Here is an 18220-nt window from a genome sequence, read left to right on the forward strand (position 1 = left end):
GAGAGAGCTGCACTATTAAACGTGATCGCCATCACGGTTGCAAGGATGCTAATGAATTGTGACAAAGCGACATGCCAGACGAAGATGGCTGGCGCAGAAGTTACTGAAACCTGTTATACAACTATTCAAAAGTATGTTGTAACTAATGATAATAAAACCCGTCAGGGACGCTAACGTAGCCGGTCAGAAAGCATAAAAAACCCGACCGGAGTCGGGTTCGCGTTTATCTGCATGCTGCGTTCAGGATCAGCACAGCGGCTTCACGGCTTCACGCATGCCTTGCAGCAGTATGGCATCCAGATCCAGCGACACTTGCTCAACCAGACCGGCGACTTTCGTCAGATCCTGTTCCCAATGGTCGCTCACCGACAGAACCGCTTTAACCAGCTCGCTGGTGCTGATCTGGCGATCGCCATGCTGGCTCCACAGTTGCTGATAACGCGCAATCCAGTGCGCATCATCCTGCACCGGATAAGCCTGTCCGTTACGCTCGCCACGATAGAAAGCAATCAGCGCCGCCAGCGCAAACGTCAGGCGTGCTGGCAGTTTACCGGTGGCTTTCTGCCCTGCCAGCAGTTGCGGCAGAATACGGGTACGGAACTTGGTCATACCGTTGAGCGCAATGGAGAGCAACTGGTGTTTGATGTACGGGTTACGGAAGCGCCCCGTTACCGCGCTGGCGAACGATTCCAGCTCATCGCGCGGCAGATCCAGCACCGGGATGATCTCCTGGTAAATCGCTTTCTCTACAAACGCGCAAATTTCCGTGTCGTTCATCGCCTCGCCAACAGTGTCCAGCCCTGCCTGATAGGCCACCGGCACCAGCGCAGTGTGCGCACCGTTGAGGATCGCCACTTTACGCTCTTTGTACGGTTTAATATCGTCGACAATCAGCACGTTCAGTGGGAATTTGTCGAGGCGCAGTTCAGACGCCAGCGTTTTCGGCCCCTGGATCACAAACAGATAAAAGTGTTCCGCCGTGTCGAGGAAGCTATCCTGATAGCCCAGTTCCGCTTCCAGTTTCGCCACTTCATCACGCGGATAACCGGTTACGATACGGTCCACCAGCGTGGAGCAGAAGGCGTTCGCGTTATCCAGCCACTGAATAAATTCAGCACCCAGCGCCCACTCTTGCGCATAACGCAGTACCAGTTCGCGTAACGCGTCGCCATTATAATCAATCAGTTCACACGGAATGATCACCCAGCCTTTGTCGACTGCGCCAGAAAAATGGCTGAAACGTTCGAACAGCAGACGGGTCAGTTTCGCCGGATAACTCACCGCAGGCGCATCGTCGAATTTGTCCCCGGCATGATAGCTGATGCCCGCTTCCGTGGTGTTAGAGAATACAAAGCGGATGTCCGGGTTGTGCGCCAGTTTCAGAAACTCGTCATACTGCGCATACACGCTGATTTCGCGGTTCACGGAGCGGATCACGCGGGCATCACTCACCGCTTCACCCTGCTCGTTCAGACCACGAATGATGGTGGTGTAAAGGCCATCCTGAGTACTCAGGGACGGCGGGAAATCACTCTGGATCGGGCGAACAACCACCACACCGGCGTTGAGGTCGGTGTGCTCGTTCAGCAGATCGATTTGCCAGTCGACAAAAGCGCGCAAAAAATTCCCTTCGCCGAACTGAATAATACGCTCAGGGTATTCAGCGCCGGGAAAGTTGCGACGGTTTAATGTGTTCACAGTGGGTTCCTTTTTTGATTAGTCATACAACCTGGGGAGATTGGTGTAATAACTTACCAGACTTTTAGACCATGAAACCCTGTTTTGATCAAAATGGGACTGCTTAGTGGCGACAATTATAAAAGCGTGTAAAAAAATGTCGTTGCTGTCACATTTCTCTGCGACATCAGTGCATAGCGCGGGCTCTCTCCGGCACGCAGCCAACTGCATTGCAAGAGAGAAAGGCAATGCGCTCCTCGCACGTGGTGCTGACCACAACGCCTGATCAGAAACAGAAGGATTTTTCCGCAAGAGCGGGGGTATAAACCTCACCGATGCGAAAGGTCACCGCCAGAGAGGGCGTGAAGAGGATAAGCGGTCATTTTTCTTCCTTATAAAAACAACCACTATCTGATTTACATGAAATTAACACGCGTCGCCGCAACAGGTTTAACTTAAGGTTTAGCGTGCACGGCTATTCTGTTGCTTCATCGCGTACATTTTTTTATCCGCATCCTTCATCCACGGATGCAACTCACCGCTGCCGTCATGATCGAACTCGCTCAGCCCCCAGGAAAACGCCAGCTTCCAGGGTTTACCAGAAGAGAGATTCCAGGCTTCAACCTGTTCAACCAGATGCTGCATGGCGATCCAGGCCCCCTGCTCATCGGTGTCGGAAAAGATAATCGCAAACTCATCACCACCGTAGCGCACTTGCAAATCGGCTTCTCGCAAGCTGGCCGCCATGACCGACGCCATTGATTTTAGCGCTTCATCCCCTTCCGCATGCCCCCAGGTGTCGTTGATCGCTTTAAAGTTATCGAGATCGATCCACGCCAGCGTTAACGGCTCCGCACGGCGGCGTGCGCCAAAAATAGCGAACTTAGCCAGGCTGTCAAACCCACGACGATTAAACAGCCCTGTCAGTTCATCGGTGGTGGCCGCGCTCATTACCGCGAACTCATCTTCAACAATCATGGCGAAATCTTTCAGGCTGTCGAACTCCGTGTCGCTGAAGCTGCGCGGTTGCTTGTCGATCAGACAAAACGATCCCACAACCGCCCCGTCCGGCAAGTGCAATGGATGGCCTGCGTAGAAGCGGATGTGCGCATCCCCCGTTACCAGCGGGTTATCGGCAAAACGTTCATCGCGGGACGCATCTTCGATAATCAAAGGGTCGGCGCATAATATCGCATGACCACAGAAGGAGATGTTGCGTGGCAGGGATTCTTTCGGATAACCCGCCGTGGATTTGAAATGCAGCGTGGTTTCATCGACCAACGTAATCAATGCCCCCGGAACATTAAACATACGTTTTGCCAGACGGGTTAAGCGATCTAACCGGTCGGTAACACCACTTTCCAGGAGTCCCGAATCATGCAATGAGGCAAGACGTTTTTCCTCATTGGCGGGAATAGCAGGTATTTTCATAGAGTGCCTATCTCATCATTCTCAGGCTGTTTTTCGCAATGATATGAAGAAATATATCGTTCAACCTACGATATACAGCATAAAGTTTAGTCTATACCGAGCGATTGTCAGTGCGAGTAAATTTGGTTTTTCCCCAGACGCTTAGCCTGATACAACGCATCATCCGCCGCTTTTAACCATTCACTAACGGTATGCATACCCGGCAAAGCGCTGGCAATGCCTATACTCAGCGTACAGGTAAACGCGTATTCCTGCACGATAGGCATGATCGACGCCTCATTCATAATCTGCGTCGCCACCGCGTGTGCTTCATCAGGCGATGTGTCCGGTAGTAAAACAACAAACTCATCGCCGCCAAGCCGGGCTGGCGTGTCGTTTTTGCGGGAGGCAACATGCAAAATTTTCGACACCGTGACCAGCAACGCATCCCCGACTTTATGACCAAAACGGTCGTTAACCTCTTTAAAATTATCAATATCAATAAACATCAAAGAGGAGTGTCCGGGCGTCGTACGCAGTTTCTCCAGCTCATACTGAATGCGCTTTTCCAATAGCCGCCGGTTGGCGATATCCAGCAGCGGATCCATCATGGCAATGCGTTCAAGCTCGCGACTTTTCATCCGCAGTTTAACGGCAATGCTATCGGTCAGCACACTTAAGGCGAGTAAATAGATAGCAATCAGTGGCAAGGTGGCGAACATTGTCCGCTGCGTCACCACCTGTTCAACAGGCATCCCCTGCGCCAGCCATGTCAGCAGAAAGATCCCTACCATGGTCAGACCGGCTTTGCGCATCAGGATAAAACCGCCCGCCGATAAACGGTCGGTAAGCAGGACCGTGGCGATCACCACAGAAGGGAGCGGATTAACCGCCATCAGCGCGATCCAAAAGCCCCCTGCACCTGCATCTATAACCAGGTTTTGATGTTCACTGTTCAGCGGCGAACGGGCGTGACGGGCACGTAAAAATGCGAGGGTCGGCCAAAGAAAAGCGTTCGCAGAGAGCAGGACGATCGTCCATAACGGTCGCTGCAGTTCCTGCAGCACGGAAAGAATAGGGAAAAAACAGAGCAACGTTCCGAGGATACGCATCAGGTACATGCGCCTGACAAAACGTCTGCCAGAGATCCGCTCGTTTTTATTCAAATTATCAGACCCGTTCATGGCGCGCTTTTTTCCCGCTACGTATAGCCAATAATAGTATTGACGTTAAAAATTAGTAGCAAGCAATTTAATAAGTTATCGATATTAACTGCATCAAACATCAGCGGAGTAAATAAAGCCAGGAACTATTGGCCCGACGAAACCTGCGACGGCGCGTCGGCAAAAACAATATCTTTACTGGAGGTTGTACAATTGCGGCCCTGTTTTTTCGAACGGTAGAGATTTTCATCCGCTTCCGCCAGCAGTTCATTGAACATTTCGGTCAACGCCCAGGCTTCCGTCAGACCGCTACTCAAGCCAATGCTGACGGTCAAATGCAGCGTTTGTTGCCGCCACTTGAAGGGGTAATGTTCGATGGAGTGACGCACCTTTTCTGCCAGCGTAAATCCATCATCCGGATCGGCGGTGATCGCCACGACCACAAACTCTTCGCCACCCATTCGCGCCACAATGCCCCGCTCTCCCAGCGCTTCCTGCACTTTCCGGGCAAAAGCGGCCAACACCCGATCGCCGCATTCGTGACCGTAGTTATCATTCACGCTTTTGAAATAATCGATATCCATCAGCATCACCGTCACATGCTTGTCGGCAAAGCGCTTATCATCGTTATTCAGCGCTTCGTACAACCCTGAACGGGAATAGACGCGGGTCAGGAAATCAAAATCAGCGCGCAGGGAGACCTGGCGGATCAGGCGGTTAATTTTCGCCACGCTCACGGAGACAATCACCGGGCAAATCGCCAGGGTGGCGATGCCCAGACGGGCGGAAAACATGTGTGGCATTTCCATGGGCGATCCCACGAAAATATTGATTGCGCCATTGGCGACGAGCATGATTTCCGCCCCGCCGGTCAGCAATGTCACCAGGCTGGTTAACGGCAGCGGATACACGACCGCGCACCAAATCAACGCCGGTAGTGGGAATGCCAGACTGCCTGCGCCGCCAATCACCACCGACGCCAGCACCGACACTATCACCGCGCCTATAGGCAGCAATTGCTGTGGTTTGAACTGCAACGGTTCACGCAGCCAGCTCATCGTCAGCATGCCCGGCAGAATCAACACACCCGTGGAAAATTGCTCACTGAACCAGTCAGCCAGCAGTTGCAAAAAGCCTTGCCCGTTAATCCCGACCGAGCCGACTGCGCCAAAAAACGCGCACAGCAGTGCGGCAAACATGCAATAACCAAAGAGCCGTAGGGCATTCACCGGTTCCGGGGCTTTGACCATCTGGTTACGTTCCAGGGTGATCAAATGAACCATGGTGATAATAAACACCATATTGGAGAAGTTAATAATCAGCGATGCCGTGCCCCAGGAGGTGGTAATCGCATCATAGGCCAGCATAGCGATGTAGCTAATCAGATAATATTGCCAGCGATGCAGAAAGGCGTAACGCGCAAAAACCCCCGCCATAACCGCATTCAGCGGCCAGAAAAGCGACAACTCTTCCACCAGACGCATCATGGCGCCCAGAAAATAAAATAGCGTTGTCAGTAGGAAAATCACCGCGGCGTTATTCAGCGGTTTCTCTTCCTGGAATGGACGAAAAGGGGTTGAAAATAATGATCGCATCACATCTTAATCCATATCACGCGCACAACACTCTGTTCGATACACAGGGGAAATTCCTATAGCTTAGCATGCTTACCTTGCGCGCTTCCGTTCAGCGCGGTGCATTCATCTGCACGACCAGCCAGTGGTAAATCACATCCACAATATACTGTTGTTGCGTTTCTGTTAATGGATATCCATGTGGAATGTTGTGCCATTTTTCCAGACACCCGCGGCAACAGGTCGCGGTGGCATGCTGGGCGATAAACACCGGATGCCCTCGCATCGGCGTCTGCTTACCGTCATTTTGCGGCTGCGCAGGCGCCAGACGGCGGGCAACAAAATCCGCCGCGTGTGACGCAATCACCTCAGCGCCTTTATCCAGACAATACTGCCGCTCTTTTACGCCAAGGCGAAAGCGGGAACGAAACGCCGAGCGTGACAAGCGGGCGAACAGCGGCGTTAAATCGGCCATCAGTACACCGACCTCCCCAGTTGTTGCGTTAAGGCCTCCAGCACCGCGACACCTGCCAGTGAGTTCCCGGCCTCATCCAGTTCCGGGCTCCAGACCGCAATCGCCATTTCATGCGGCACAATCGCCACAATACCGCCACCGACGCCGGATTTTGCCGGCAGGCCAACCCGCCAGGCGAACTCCCCGGCATTCTGGTACATGCCGCTGGTGGCCATCAGCGCATTCACCTGACGCGCCTGCATCGGCGTAACGATGGGTGAGGAAATGTGCGCAGCGTGCCCCCCCTGCGCCAGAAAGAGGAACGTCTGCGCCAGTTCGACACAGCTCATTTTGAGTGCACAGTAGTGAAAATAGTTTTGCAACACGGTGGAGACATCGTTACGGAAATTACCAAACGACTTCATCAACCAGGCGATGGCGGCATTACGGGCGGAGTGGTCGAATTCAGAGCGGGCGACGGCGCTGTCGTAGGCGATGTCATGCACGCCGGAGAGTTTTCGTACGATTTCCAGCATACGCTGGCGCGGCGCGCTGAGGCGGCTTTGCAGCATATCGCACACCACCAGCGCCCCGGCGTTAATAAAGGGGTTGCGCGGTTTGCCTTGCTCTATTTCCAGTTGCAACAGCGAGTTAAAGGGCTGCCCGGAGGGATCTTTCCCCACGCGCTGCCAAATCTCCTCTTCGGCGTAGTGGTTCATGGCCACCACCAGACTGAGTACCTTAGAAATAGACTGGATAGAAAAACGTTCGTGGGCGTCGCCTGCGTAGAAATGTTCTCCCTGCACCGTACTGATAGCAATGCCCAGCTTATTGCCGCTTACCGAGGCCAGCGCGGGAATATAATCCGCCACTTTGCCCTGACCCAACAGCGGACGTACCTGCGCAAGCACCGCATCCAGTACGCCATTATCCATTGCCGTTGCCACATTCACCCCTTGCTCACAGGCCAAAAACGGCCTGCGAGTATAACAGAGACGAATGAATCGCGTCAGGCTGGCAGGCGAAAACGCGCCACTGCCTGCAGTAACTGATGAGAGTCATGATGCAGTTGTTCAGAGGCTTGCGTCGCCGTCGATACCAGTTCCCCCGTGCGCCGGGCGACCGTATTCAGGGCATGCAAACGCCGGGTCATCAGATGGATACTCTCCCCCTGGCTCAGTGTCGCGGCGGAGATCTCATTGAGTACGCCGCTTAAGTGTCCCACCAGCCCGGTCACTTTTTGCAGGTTGCTTTCAAGGCGGCTCACCGCCTGCGTACCGTCAGTGATCCCTTGCAGGGAGTGATTAATCAACTGCTGAATAGTTTGCGTTGAGTGGCTACTCTTCCGCGCCAGCAGCCCCACTTCTTTCGCCACTACCGCAAAGCCGCGCCCGTGATTCCCCGCATGAGCCGCTTCAATGGCCGCATTCAGCGCCAGAATATTGGTCTGGAATGCGACGCCATCAATCATATCGACAATGTTGCGCATCTCAGCCGATCGTTCGACGATCTCGCGCATCGACTGGTTAACCGTATCCATCATGCGATCGCCACCTGCGGCGATTTTTTGCGCCTCATCCGCCTGTTGACGGGCCTGCTGGGCGAAGCCAGTGCTGCCTTCAACGTGGGACTCCAGTGTGGCGATATGTTCGGTCACATCCGTCAGTTCCTGCGCTTGTTTCGTCGACTGCTGATAAAGCGACTGATTACCTTCCGCGAGGTGGCTGATGGTGTTCACCATGGAAGCGGTTGCGTCACTGACCTGCATCACCAGTTGTTGCAGTCCAAGCTGCATGCTGTGAATGCTCAGGCTAAGCTGCTCAACCTCGCGGTTAAAACGTGGCACCGGCGGCAGCGCCGTTCCCAGATCGCCCGCAGCCAGAATATTGATATGCGCAATCAGCCGACGCAGTGGTGTGATCACCCAGCGCGACATGGCAAACCATACCAACACCGCAATCACCAGCAGCAGTACTGGCACCAGCACAAAGACATGCTGTAGCTGCCCAAGGTTGGACAGTAACGCCTGACGACCGGTTTCCGCACGGCTTTCGCTGGCCTGCTGGAAACGGGCATAGTTGTCATTAAAGTCTGCCTGGAAGGCCTGGGCTGGCACCGCAAAGAAAGCATCGATCGATTGGGTTTTCACCAGCCCATCCGCCTGCTCTTTCAGCGCGCCGTAAAACAGCTGATAACTGTTGAGTAAACCGTCGTCTTTCGGCGGATCCAGTGCCAGCCAGGCTTGCCAGGCCTTTTGCGACGCCTCCAGTGCGCTGTGGGTTTCATCCATCAGACTGCGCCAGCTTCCTTCGGAGCCGGTTTCTTTGTCCTGCATAAACCAGACGCCCGCGCGATTAAGCAGATCGCTTGCCGTCAGCAACGCCACGCGGGCTTCATCCACGCGAACCTGTTGCAGGTGTGCCTGCTGGTTTAACTGTTCATTGTGCTGTGCTTCGCGTAACGACGCGGAAAGGAGAAATGAGGAGGCGATTTGCAGCGCGGAGAACAGACCAATGATGCAGAAAATACCGGCTAACAAACCAAACTGCTGAGGCGTAACACGCCGAACAATACGGCGAAAAATTTGCATTAAGTTCATGATATTCTTCTATAACCACAACGTTGCCGTGAGTCTACAAAAGGATCATGACACCCCCATGACAGCGAGGCGTGGCGCGCCCCACTGGGGCGCGCATACGGTTACAAACGATCTTTCCATACGGTCTGGATATTGCAAAACTCATGCAAACCAAAGTGCGACAGCTCACGGCCAAAACCGCTTTTCTTCACACCACCAAACGCCACGCGGGCGTCGCTGGCGCTGTAGCCGTTAATAAACACGCCGCCGCACTCCAGGTGTTTGGCAAACCACTCAGCCTGCGCATCATCGGCGGTAAAAACAGTGGCAGACAGACCGAAATCACTGTCATTAGCCAGCGCCAGCGCATGCTCAGCATCACGAGCAAGGGTGATAGCGGCAACCGGGCCAAACAGCTCCTGGCGGAATGCGGTCATCTCCGGCGTCACGCCAGCCAGTACCGTCGCCGGGTAGTAGTTGCCCGCCCCCGGAATCTTTTCCCCACCGAGCAGCAGTGTGGCCCCTTGCTGAATGCTGGCCTGCACCTGCGCATGCAGCTCATCACGTAGATCAAAACGTGCCATCGGCCCCAGATAGTGCTCTTCGTTGTCCGGTGCCCCCTGTTTTAGCGCGGCTGCGGCAGCAACAAATTTGTCGGTAAACGCCTGCGCAATGCCGGATTCAACAATAAAACGTTTCGCAGCGGCGCAGACCTGTCCGGTATTTTGATAACGCCCGGCGACAGCCGCTTTCACTGCCAGATCAACGTCGGCGTCGTTCAGCACAATAAAGGGATCAGAACCGCCCAATTCCAGTACGCATTTTTTCAGCGCCGCCCCCGCCTGTGCGCCAATGGCTGCGCCCGCGCGTACGCTGCCGGTCACCGTAACGGCGGCAATACGCGGGTCATTGATGGCCTGACTGACGCCATCGTTGGTGGCGTTCACCCAGCCAAACACTCCGTGCGGGATCCCGGCGCGGGTGAAAATCTCACCCAACAGCGCCGCGCATCCCAGCACATTAGGCGCATGTTTCAGTAAATAACTGTTACCTGCCAGCAGGATGGGCACCGCGCCGCGCATCACCTGCCACACCGGAAAATTCCACGGCATCACCGCCAGAATCGCCCCCAACGGCCGGTATTCAATGGTGGCCCGGTTATGCTCAACCTGAGTCGGCTCGCTGCCAAGCATTGCCGGACCGTTATCCGCATACCAGTCGCACAGGCTGGCGGATTTGTTCACCTCGGCCCGTGCCTGCAGGATCGGTTTCCCCATCTCCTGGCTGATCCGTTGCGCCATCTCTTCGCCACGTTCACGTAGCACCGCGCCGACATCGCGCAGTTTTTGCGCACGCTCCGCCACGCTGAGCACACGCCACTGGCGATAGCCGTTAGCCGCCTGTTCGAGGGCCGCGTCCACGTCTGAGGGGCTGGCCCACGGTGTGGCGCTCAAGGTTTCCCCGGTGGCCGGGTTGATGGAAATAGCATGGGTTGTCGGGGTGATAGACATACGGGCCTCCCTTAAAAGTAGTCAGGACTTGCACCAGAGTGGCGGAATTTGTTATTTCTGAAAACTGAATAATATTAACGACACTGTTCACAAAGAGAGAATGGTATGGATTTAACCCAGCTTGAGATGTTTAACGCCGTGGCGCAGACCGGCAGTATTACCCAGGCGGCGCAGAAGGTGCATCGCGTGCCCTCCAATCTCACGACCCGCATTCGCCAGCTGGAGTCCGATCTCGGCGTCGATCTGTTTATCCGCGAAAACCAGCGCCTGCGTCTCTCCCCGGCAGGGCACAGTTTCTTGCGTTACAGCCAGCAGATCCTGGCGCTGGTGGATGAAGCCCGCATGGTGGTTGCCGGTGACGAACCGCAAGGGCTGTTCTCGTTGGGCGCGCTGGAAAGCACCGCAGCGGTGCGCATTCCCGCCACGCTGGCGCAGTACAACCAGCGTTATCCGCGTATCCAGTTTGATCTGTCCACCGGGCCTTCCGGCACCATGATTGACGGCGTGATGGAAGGAAAACTGAGCGCTGCTTTCGTCGACGGCCCGATCATGCACCCGGGCCTGGAAGGGATCCCGGTTTACCGTGAAGAGATGATGATTGTCGCGCCGCACGGTCACGAGCGAATTGAGCGCGCGTCGCAGGTCAATGGCGCCAGCATCTACGCCTTTCGCGCTAACTGCTCCTACCGCCGCCATTTTGAGAGCTGGTTTAACGCCGATCGCGCTACGCCCGGAAAAATTCACGAGATGGAGTCCTACCACGGCATGCTGGCCTGTGTGATCGCCGGGGCCGGACTGGCGCTGATCCCCCGCAGTATGCTGGAAAGTATGCCCGGTCATCACCAGGTGGAAGCCTGGCCGCTGGCGGAAAACTGGCGCTGGCTGACCACCTGGCTGGTATGGCGGCGTGGTGCGAAAACCCGTCATCTGGAGGCATTTATTGAACTGTTGCAGTAACGTTAACGCCCGGTGTCGGTTTATTGCATGGCAAAACGCAGGTCGGCGATAAGCGTTTTTTCCATAAAAATACTCAAGGGATCGTCGACATAGGGCGCAAAAGCGCGGCAGGTCTGGTAACCGCAACGCTCATACAACTTCACCGCCGCCAGCTGCCTGATCCCGGTCTCCAGACGCAACGTATGGCAAAAACGGGCAGCCGCCTCCTGCTCCAGCGCGGCAATCAGTATTTCACCCAGTCGTTGCCCGCGATGCCGGGGAGCGATAAACACCCGTTTCATCTCGCCGCTGCCATCGCCGTTCAGCACCACCGCGCCGCACCCCACGGTCGCCCCCTCGGTGTGCCGGATTTTTCTCAGGATCAGCTTTTGCGCAGGTAAAGCGGCCAAATCAAGCAGATGGTTACTCTCCGCCGGATAGAGCGCACGCTGATAGCGATCCAGTTCGTCAATCAGTGCAATCACATCCGGCTGGGCGGCAGTGGCATCGTTAATACTGTACATCAGGCACGCCTTATTGTTACTCCCTTGTTAAATTAGCCAGCCAGACCCGCACCCACGTCATACGATTAACCTATAGATGATACAGGCCGTTGCACAGCCGGGATGACAGACGGTACCTTACGCGCAGAACTAACCCTGATAACGGAACCAGAATGAATACGAAAGCCCGTAAGGTGATGATTATTGGTACTGGCAATGTGGGGGCGTCCGCCGCCTACGCCCTGCTGAACCAGACCATTTGCGAGGAGTTGATCCTCGTGGATTTGGACCAACAGCGCGTGGAAGGCCACGCTCAGGATCTGTCGGATGCCGCTGCGTATATGCCGGGCATGATGACCATCTCGACGCGCCCGGTTGAAGCGTGCGCGGATGTCGATATTGCGGTGATCACCGTCTCCGGCGGCCCGTTAAAACCTGGCCAGACGCGACTCGACGAACTGACCAACACCGCGCGGATCGTGCAAAAAATTGTACCGGCCATGATGGCAAACGGTTTCAACGGCATTTTCCTTGTTGCCACCAATCCCTGCGACATCATTACCTGGCAGGTGTGGAAACTCTCCGGCCTACCGCGCAACCAGGTGATTGGTACTGGCGTCTGGCTTGATACGACTCGTCTGCGCCGTGCGCTGGCGCAGTCACTGGAAATTGGCGCACAGAATATCGATGCGTTTATTCTCGGTGAACACGGCGATACCCAGTTTCCGGTGTGGTCGCATTCATCGGTCTACGGTTCGCCCATTGCCGAGGTCTACCGGCGCAAAACTGGCCAGACGCTGGATGTCGATGCACTGGCGGAAAAAGTTCGCCGCCACGGTTTTGAGATTTATGCCCGTAAAGGCTGCACCGAGTATGGTATTGCCGGCACCATTGCCGAGATTTGCCGTAATATTTTCACCGGCAGCCACCGCGCGCTGGCGATCTCTTGCATTCTCGACGGTGAGTATGGCGTGAAAAATGTCGCGATCGGGGTCCCTGCTGTGCTGGCGCAAAACGGTGTACAGCAGATTATTGAGTTACAACTGCGGGATGACGAAGTGGCGAAATTCAACCACTCCGTCGGGGTTATCCAGGCCAATATTGCCCGTCTGCCCTGACGTGCGCGGTTAACCGGCAATGGTTAACCGCCCGGGCAGAGACTCAAGCTGCTGGCGGATATCCGCACTGAGTTGCGCATCGGTGATGATATCCGTCAGCGAATCCAGGTTCGCCACGTTAAACAATGACCACGCGCCATATTTGCTGCTGTCCGCCAGCAGGATCCGCCGTTTGGCGTTAGCGATCAGATCGTGCTTAAGCGCGGCTTTCTCTTCCGTTGGCGCAGTGATCCCGCGTTCCAGTTCCCAACCGTTACAGCTGACAAACGCCAGATCCGGCCAGATGTTTTGCAGCAGCTTGCGCCCATGCTCGCCAATGCAGGACTGGCTGGAATCATCAATACGCCCGCCGATAATCGTCACTTCAATCTGTTTAAATTCCGACAGAAACAGCGCAATGTGCAAATCGCTGGTGATCACCCGCAGCGGCAGGTGCGTGAGCTGGCGAGCCAGCTCAATCATCGTGGTGCCCGCATCCAGTACAATCGCATCCCCGGCTTTCACCAGTGAGGCGGCAGCACAGGCAATGGCGTGTTTTTCCGCCAGATTACGCTGCATTTTTTCGCTGGTCGTCGGCTGCGAGGGGATAAACCGGTTCAACGTTACGCCGCCGTGGGTGCGACTGATCACCCCTTCCTGATCAAGCTTGATCAGATCGCGGCGAATGGTGGCAGGTGAAGCATCCGTCGCCGCGACCAGTTGATCCACCGTCACCAGATTATGCCCTTTCAGGTAATCCATAATCTGCTCTAACCGGTTATATCCCTTCATATTATTCCCGTGTAATTTGCATTGCTAACTGGATGGATACCGCCATGCTTTCGGCTTTGGCTATACCACGCCAGGCGATATCAAATGCGGTGCCGTGATCCGCCGAGGTACGGATAAACGGTAGCCCGGCGGTGATATTAACGCCATCGTAAAAGCCCAGCAATTTTAATGGAATATGCCCCTGATCGTGGTACATCGCCACCACCATGTCATACATCCCTTCGTGACACTGCATAAACACCGTATCAGGCGGGCACGGCCCGGTCACATTTACCCCTTCGGCTTTCACCGCCTCAACCGCCGGGCCAACGATAGTGATCTCTTCATCGCCAAACAATCCGTTTTCGCCCGCATGCGGGTTGACCCCCGCCACCGCAATCCGCGGATTGTCATAGCCGACGCGTTTCAGGAATGTATCGGCAATACGCACCACCGTTTTCACGCGATCCTGATTCAGGGTGTCGAGGAATTTACGCAGGGCGATATGCGTCGTGATATGAATCACTTTCAGTTTATCGGTGTAGAGCACCATCGCGTAATCTTTGCTGCCAGTCAGTTGCGCCAGCAGTTCGGTGTGACCCGGATAGTGATGCCCGGCCAGATACAGGGCCTCTTTGTTCAGTGGCGCGGTGGCAATGGCTTTCACGTCCCCGCTCATCGCCAGTTCGGTGGCGCGTTTAATGCAGCGATAAGCCAGATCCCCGGCCTGTGCCTGCACCACGCCGGGTTGCAGGGCTTCGACATCTGCCAGCGGTTCATCAATCACGTTGATAACGCCCGGCGCAAAACGCGCATCAGCAACGCGTTCAATTATCCGCAGTTCCGCGCGCGGGGTGATATTCAACCCGAGGATACGCTGAAACGTGCGCGCGCACCCGACCACCACCACCGGCGAACCGGTTAACTCTCCTTCGACCAGCGATTTGATAATGATCTCCGGGCCAATACCCGCCGGGTCGCCCATCGTTACAGCAATGATATTAGTCACTCGATTTCTCCTCGATAAAATGCAAAACCTTAAGCAAGGTAGTTTCGTCACCAAAGCCACCTGCTTTGGTCATCACCGGTCGTTGCCACAGACAACCTGAAAAGTATCCCCACGGTACGCAGCCTGCCGCCCGTCCGCGGATGCTAAAACCTTTCGCCCCCAGCGCATGGGCCGCAGCAACCGCCACATCGCCACCGGAAAGATAGAGCGCGTCCGGTTGCGCTTCGCGCAACACATCCCGTGTCAACGCACCTAAAAACGCGCAAATACGCTCACCCAGTTCACTGCGGCTTACGCCCTGCTGTTCACACAGTGCGGCAATTTGGTGACGCGCCTGCGTATCCGGGCAGGTGTGCACCAGACAGTGACGGCCACTGACCAGGATGCGGACAATACGTTGTCGGTACTCTGCTGCAGCCGGGGTGAACAAGGTGTTGATATCAATAAACACCTGCTCGGTGCGGGGATGTTTTGCCGCCCACGCCAGCTGCTGTTGAGCGATTTCGCTCATCGACCCCACCACCGCCAGTACCGTGCGCGGAACACACGGGTTCAGCCGACGTGCCAGCGCATCGCACAGCCCTGCGGAACCCACCAGCAGCGGGCGCGACGTCGCCGATTCAGCCCCGGCAACAATCTCATCCAGTTCGGCATCGCTTTGTGCATCCACCACCAGTAGCAGGGGCGCACTCGCTGATGCGGTCGCCAGCGCCGCTGCCACATCAGCGGCATGCAGGTAACGGATTTCCGCGCGGCTGTGCGCCGCCAGCAAGGTACCGATGTCGGCGCTGGTCACTGGCGTCTTTGGATCGCTGGCGAACTCGGTGTCTGTCAGTAATTGCCCGTGAACAAAGCACTGCCCGTTGCGGGTGATGCGCCCCGCGGTCGGAAAAGCCGGCGCGATAATCGCTGCGGGAGCCTTGCAGACCTGCAACATGGCGGCGACTTCCGCCCCCACGTTGCCGCGTAGCGTGGAGTCGATCTTCTTAACCAGCCACTGCGGCGCGCCGTGCGCGACAATCTTTTGCGTCAGCGCAGTAACCCGCTGTGCGGCATCGCTGGCGGTCAACGCCCGGCTATCGCTGTTATAAATGCGGGCCTGCGCTGTGCTGACGTAGTTCGCGCTTAACGCCACATCCACCGTCATTCCGCACTGCGCCAGGCTGACACCCGCGTCATTCGCGCCGGTAAAGTCATCAGCGAGGATGGCTATCTGTTTATCCGAGGTTGGATCGTTCATCCCTTCTCCGGGTCATTATGGACTGGATATGATTATATTCAATCATGATTGATTATATGTGAGCAAGATCAACTTATTCAGTTTGCGAATAAATTATAAATTTAGGCCATGTAGTGACGGTGATTGACAAGTAATGATTGAACTCAATCACCATAACAGAGACAGGAGAAGGTTGTGGTAACGATTAATAGCACCCTGATAAGTGGCGCAGGCGCGATCCCGGCGATAGCGCCGTTACTTGCAGGTAAAGAGAAAATCTTACTGGTCAGCGACGGCAACATTATAAAGCTTACGCCGACACAGCAGATCCGCGCCCTGCTGACGGCCAACGGTGCAGCTCTGCAACTGATTGATAATGTGCCGCCCGAACCGAGCCATCATGACGTTGCCAACATCCTGCAAGGGCTGGGCGATAGCACATTTGATCTGGTGGTCGGTATTGGCGGTGGCAGCGTGCTGGATGTCGCCAAGCTGTTATCCGTTCTCTGCCATCCCGCCTCCCCGGGCTTGTCTGCGCTGCTGAAAGGCGACAAACCCACGGCGCGCGTGACGTCGCTGTTGATCCCTGCCACCGCCGGTACTGGCTCGGAAGCCACGCCTAACGCGATTCTGGCGATCCCGGAGCAGGACATCAAAATCGGCATTATCTCCCCGGTGATGTTACCGGATTACGTCGCCTTACTGCCGGAACTGACCACCAGCATGCCTGCGCATATCGCCTCGTCGACCGGCATCGATGCGCTGTGCCATCTGATTGAGTGCTTCACCGCCACCATTGCCAACCCGGTCAGCGATAACGTGGCGCTGATGGGCCTGCGCAAACTGCTGCGCAATATCGAAACCGCCGTCAATGAACCGCACAATCTGATTGCCCGGCTGGAGATGCTGTGGGCCTCATATTACGGCGGCGCGGCCATCGCTCATGCCGGTACACATCTGGTACACGCACTCTCTTACCCGCTTGGCGGCAAATACCATCTGCCGCACGGTGTGGCGAACGCTATTTTGCTGGCACCGTGCATGAAAGTGGTGCGTCCACACGCGGTAGAGAAATTTGCCCTGGTCTGGGATCTGGTTCCCGGCGCCGACACCACGCTGAGCAACGAACAGAAATCGCTGGCGCTGGTGGAGTGGTTCGCTGCGCTGGTTAAGCGCTTGAATCTGCCGGACAACCTCGAAGCACTCGGTGTCCCCCGTGAAGATATCCCGGTGCTGAGCGACGCCGCGCTGAATGTTAAGCGTCTGATGAACAACGCCCCCTGCACCCTGGATCACGCACAGGTGCAGGCCATCTATCAGACATTGTTTTAACTGTTTTTAACCGTCTGTCGGCCCGGTAAGCGCTGCGCCACCGGGAATAAACAGCGAATCAGGGATACGTTATGAACAAGCACATTAGCGGCGTGTTGACCGCCATTGTCACACCTTTCGACGCCAACGGGGACGTTAACCCGCACGCGCTCAGACAACAAATCAACCGCCAGCTTGAGGCCGGTAATGGCATTTTTTGCGGTGGCACCAACGGGGAATTTTTCGTGCTGAACGAGCAGGAAAAGGTCGCGGTTACCGCCACTTGCGTTGATGAAGTAGCCGGACGTTCGCCGGTGGTGGCGCACATCGGCGAAATCTCCACCCGTGAAACCCTTCGTCTGGGGCGGCAAATCGAGAAACTGGGTGTGGATGCGGTATCGGTCATCACGCCCTATTTCGTGCCACTGAAACAAGATGAGCTGATTAACCACTACACCGCCATCGCCGACGCATTAAACGTGCCGGTATTTCTCTACAACATTCCGGCACGTACCGGCAACACACTCGAACCCCAGACCGTTCGTGCGCTGGCGGAACATCCGAACATTATCGGTATCAAGGACAGCGCCGGAAGCTATGAAAGCCTCAGCGGTTTCCTGAATGCAGTGAAAGATATCGAAGGTTTCGATGTTCTGAACGGCCCGGACTCGTTAATCCATCAGGGATTTGTAGACGGCTGCTCTGCCTGCATTTCCGGGCTGGCAAACGTTGCACCGCAGGCCATTAACACCATCTGGTCACGTTTCCAGGCGGGCGACATTGCAGGTTCACGCAGTGCGCAAGAGAGCGTCACCGGGTTACGTACCGATCTGTATAACGTGGCCTTCTCGCCGGCCGCCGTAAAAAAAGCATTGCAAATCATGGGTTATGACGTTGGTGAAAGTCGTTACGCTGTCACGTTTAACCCACAGCAACTTCAACAGATCCGCCAGATAGTGACGCAGTACCTTCACTAACGGCGGTGTCATTCGTCATAAGAAAACCGG

General features: G+C 55.6%; 16 protein-coding genes. 4 read left to right on the plus strand and 12 right to left on the minus strand.

The features are described 5' to 3' along the window. Positions 1 to 246 precede the first annotated feature (246 nt). The 8 genes from O9K67_RS13095 to sad form a co-directional block, all read right to left on the minus strand. On the minus strand, positions 247 to 1698 hold the full coding sequence (locus tag O9K67_RS13095; RefSeq protein WP_061495680.1) for a tagaturonate reductase: 1452 nt from the start codon (positions 1696 to 1698) through the stop codon (positions 247 to 249). Between the two features lie 441 nt (positions 1699 to 2139). Next, positions 2140 to 3108 (minus strand): sensor domain-containing diguanylate cyclase, encoded by a 969-nt coding sequence (locus tag O9K67_RS13100; protein ID WP_061495678.1) that lies wholly within the window; start codon positions 3106 to 3108, stop codon positions 2140 to 2142. 107 nt (positions 3109 to 3215) lie between these two features. Next, positions 3216 to 4208 carry a sensor domain-containing diguanylate cyclase gene (locus tag O9K67_RS13105; protein ID WP_061495676.1) on the minus strand — a complete coding sequence of 331 codons (993 nt, stop codon included), beginning with the start codon at positions 4206 to 4208 and terminating at the stop codon, positions 3216 to 3218. Positions 4209 to 4396: 188 nt separating this feature from the next. Next, the gene (locus tag O9K67_RS13110; RefSeq protein ID WP_061495674.1) at positions 4397 to 5845 is read right to left on the minus strand and encodes a GGDEF domain-containing protein; all 1449 of its coding nucleotides are present in this window, start codon (positions 5843 to 5845) and stop codon (positions 4397 to 4399) included. Between the two features lie 91 nt (positions 5846 to 5936). Further along, complete coding sequence (locus tag O9K67_RS13115; RefSeq protein ID WP_061495672.1) at positions 5937 to 6299, minus strand: DUF4186 domain-containing protein; 363 nt, start codon at positions 6297 to 6299, stop codon at positions 5937 to 5939. Continuing rightward, a complete protein-coding gene (gene glsB, locus O9K67_RS13120) occupies positions 6299 to 7225 on the minus strand; it encodes a glutaminase B (RefSeq protein WP_061495671.1) in 927 nt (308 codons plus the stop codon). Before glsB ends, O9K67_RS13115 begins: the two co-directional genes overlap by 1 nt. 62 nt (positions 7226 to 7287) lie before the next feature. Next, positions 7288 to 8877, minus strand: coding sequence for a methyl-accepting chemotaxis protein (locus O9K67_RS13125; RefSeq protein ID WP_061495669.1), 1590 nt, complete (start codon positions 8875 to 8877; stop codon positions 7288 to 7290). Between the two features lie 101 nt (positions 8878 to 8978). Then, a complete protein-coding gene (gene sad / locus O9K67_RS13130; RefSeq protein ID WP_061495667.1) occupies positions 8979 to 10367 on the minus strand; it encodes a succinate-semialdehyde dehydrogenase in 1389 nt (462 codons plus the stop codon). 105 nt (positions 10368 to 10472) lie between these two features. Between sad and ptrR the strand changes: the two genes are divergently transcribed. After that, positions 10473 to 11324 carry a putrescine utilization regulator PtrR gene (gene ptrR / locus O9K67_RS13135; protein WP_061495665.1) on the plus strand — a complete coding sequence of 284 codons (852 nt, stop codon included), beginning with the start codon at positions 10473 to 10475 and terminating at the stop codon, positions 11322 to 11324. Between the two features lie 20 nt (positions 11325 to 11344). Here the strand turns inward: ptrR and O9K67_RS13140 are convergent, their stop codons facing one another. Continuing rightward, positions 11345 to 11827: a GNAT family N-acetyltransferase gene (locus O9K67_RS13140; RefSeq protein WP_061495664.1), complete on the minus strand. Its 483-nt coding sequence runs from the start codon at positions 11825 to 11827 to the stop codon at positions 11345 to 11347. A gap of 152 nt (positions 11828 to 11979) precedes the next feature. Between O9K67_RS13140 and O9K67_RS13145 the strand changes: the two genes are divergently transcribed. Next, positions 11980 to 12924, plus strand: coding sequence for an L-lactate dehydrogenase (locus tag O9K67_RS13145; protein WP_061495662.1), 945 nt, complete (start codon positions 11980 to 11982; stop codon positions 12922 to 12924). Between the two features lie 9 nt (positions 12925 to 12933). Here O9K67_RS13145 and O9K67_RS13150 read toward each other — a convergent pair whose 3' ends face one another. The 3 genes from O9K67_RS13150 to dtnK are packed head-to-tail and all read right to left on the minus strand — an operon-like array spanning position 12934 to position 15923. Further along, positions 12934 to 13695: a DeoR/GlpR family DNA-binding transcription regulator gene (locus tag O9K67_RS13150; protein ID WP_061495660.1), complete on the minus strand. Its 762-nt coding sequence runs from the start codon at positions 13693 to 13695 to the stop codon at positions 12934 to 12936. 1 nt (position 13696) lies between these two features. Continuing rightward, positions 13697 to 14683, minus strand: a complete 987-nt coding sequence (locus tag O9K67_RS13155; protein WP_061495658.1) for a D-threonate 4-phosphate dehydrogenase — start codon at positions 14681 to 14683, stop codon at positions 13697 to 13699. After that, on the minus strand, positions 14676 to 15923 hold the full coding sequence (dtnK, locus tag O9K67_RS13160) for a D-threonate kinase (RefSeq protein ID WP_061495655.1): 1248 nt from the start codon (positions 15921 to 15923) through the stop codon (positions 14676 to 14678). The genes O9K67_RS13155 and dtnK overlap by 8 nt, the downstream gene beginning before the upstream one ends. 174 nt (positions 15924 to 16097) lie before the next feature. Between dtnK and O9K67_RS13165 the strand changes: the two genes are divergently transcribed. Continuing rightward, positions 16098 to 17234, plus strand: a complete 1137-nt coding sequence (locus O9K67_RS13165; protein ID WP_061495653.1) for an iron-containing alcohol dehydrogenase — start codon at positions 16098 to 16100, stop codon at positions 17232 to 17234. A 71-nt stretch (positions 17235 to 17305) separates the two neighbouring features. Next, entirely contained in the window at positions 17306 to 18190 is an 885-nt protein-coding gene (locus tag O9K67_RS13170; protein ID WP_061495651.1) for a dihydrodipicolinate synthase family protein, read from the plus strand. Positions 18191 to 18220 lie beyond the last annotated feature (30 nt).

It is taken from the genome of Kosakonia oryzendophytica (genome assembly GCF_027886705.1).
GTDB classification, from domain to species: domain Bacteria; phylum Pseudomonadota; class Gammaproteobacteria; order Enterobacterales; family Enterobacteriaceae; genus Kosakonia; species Kosakonia oryzendophytica.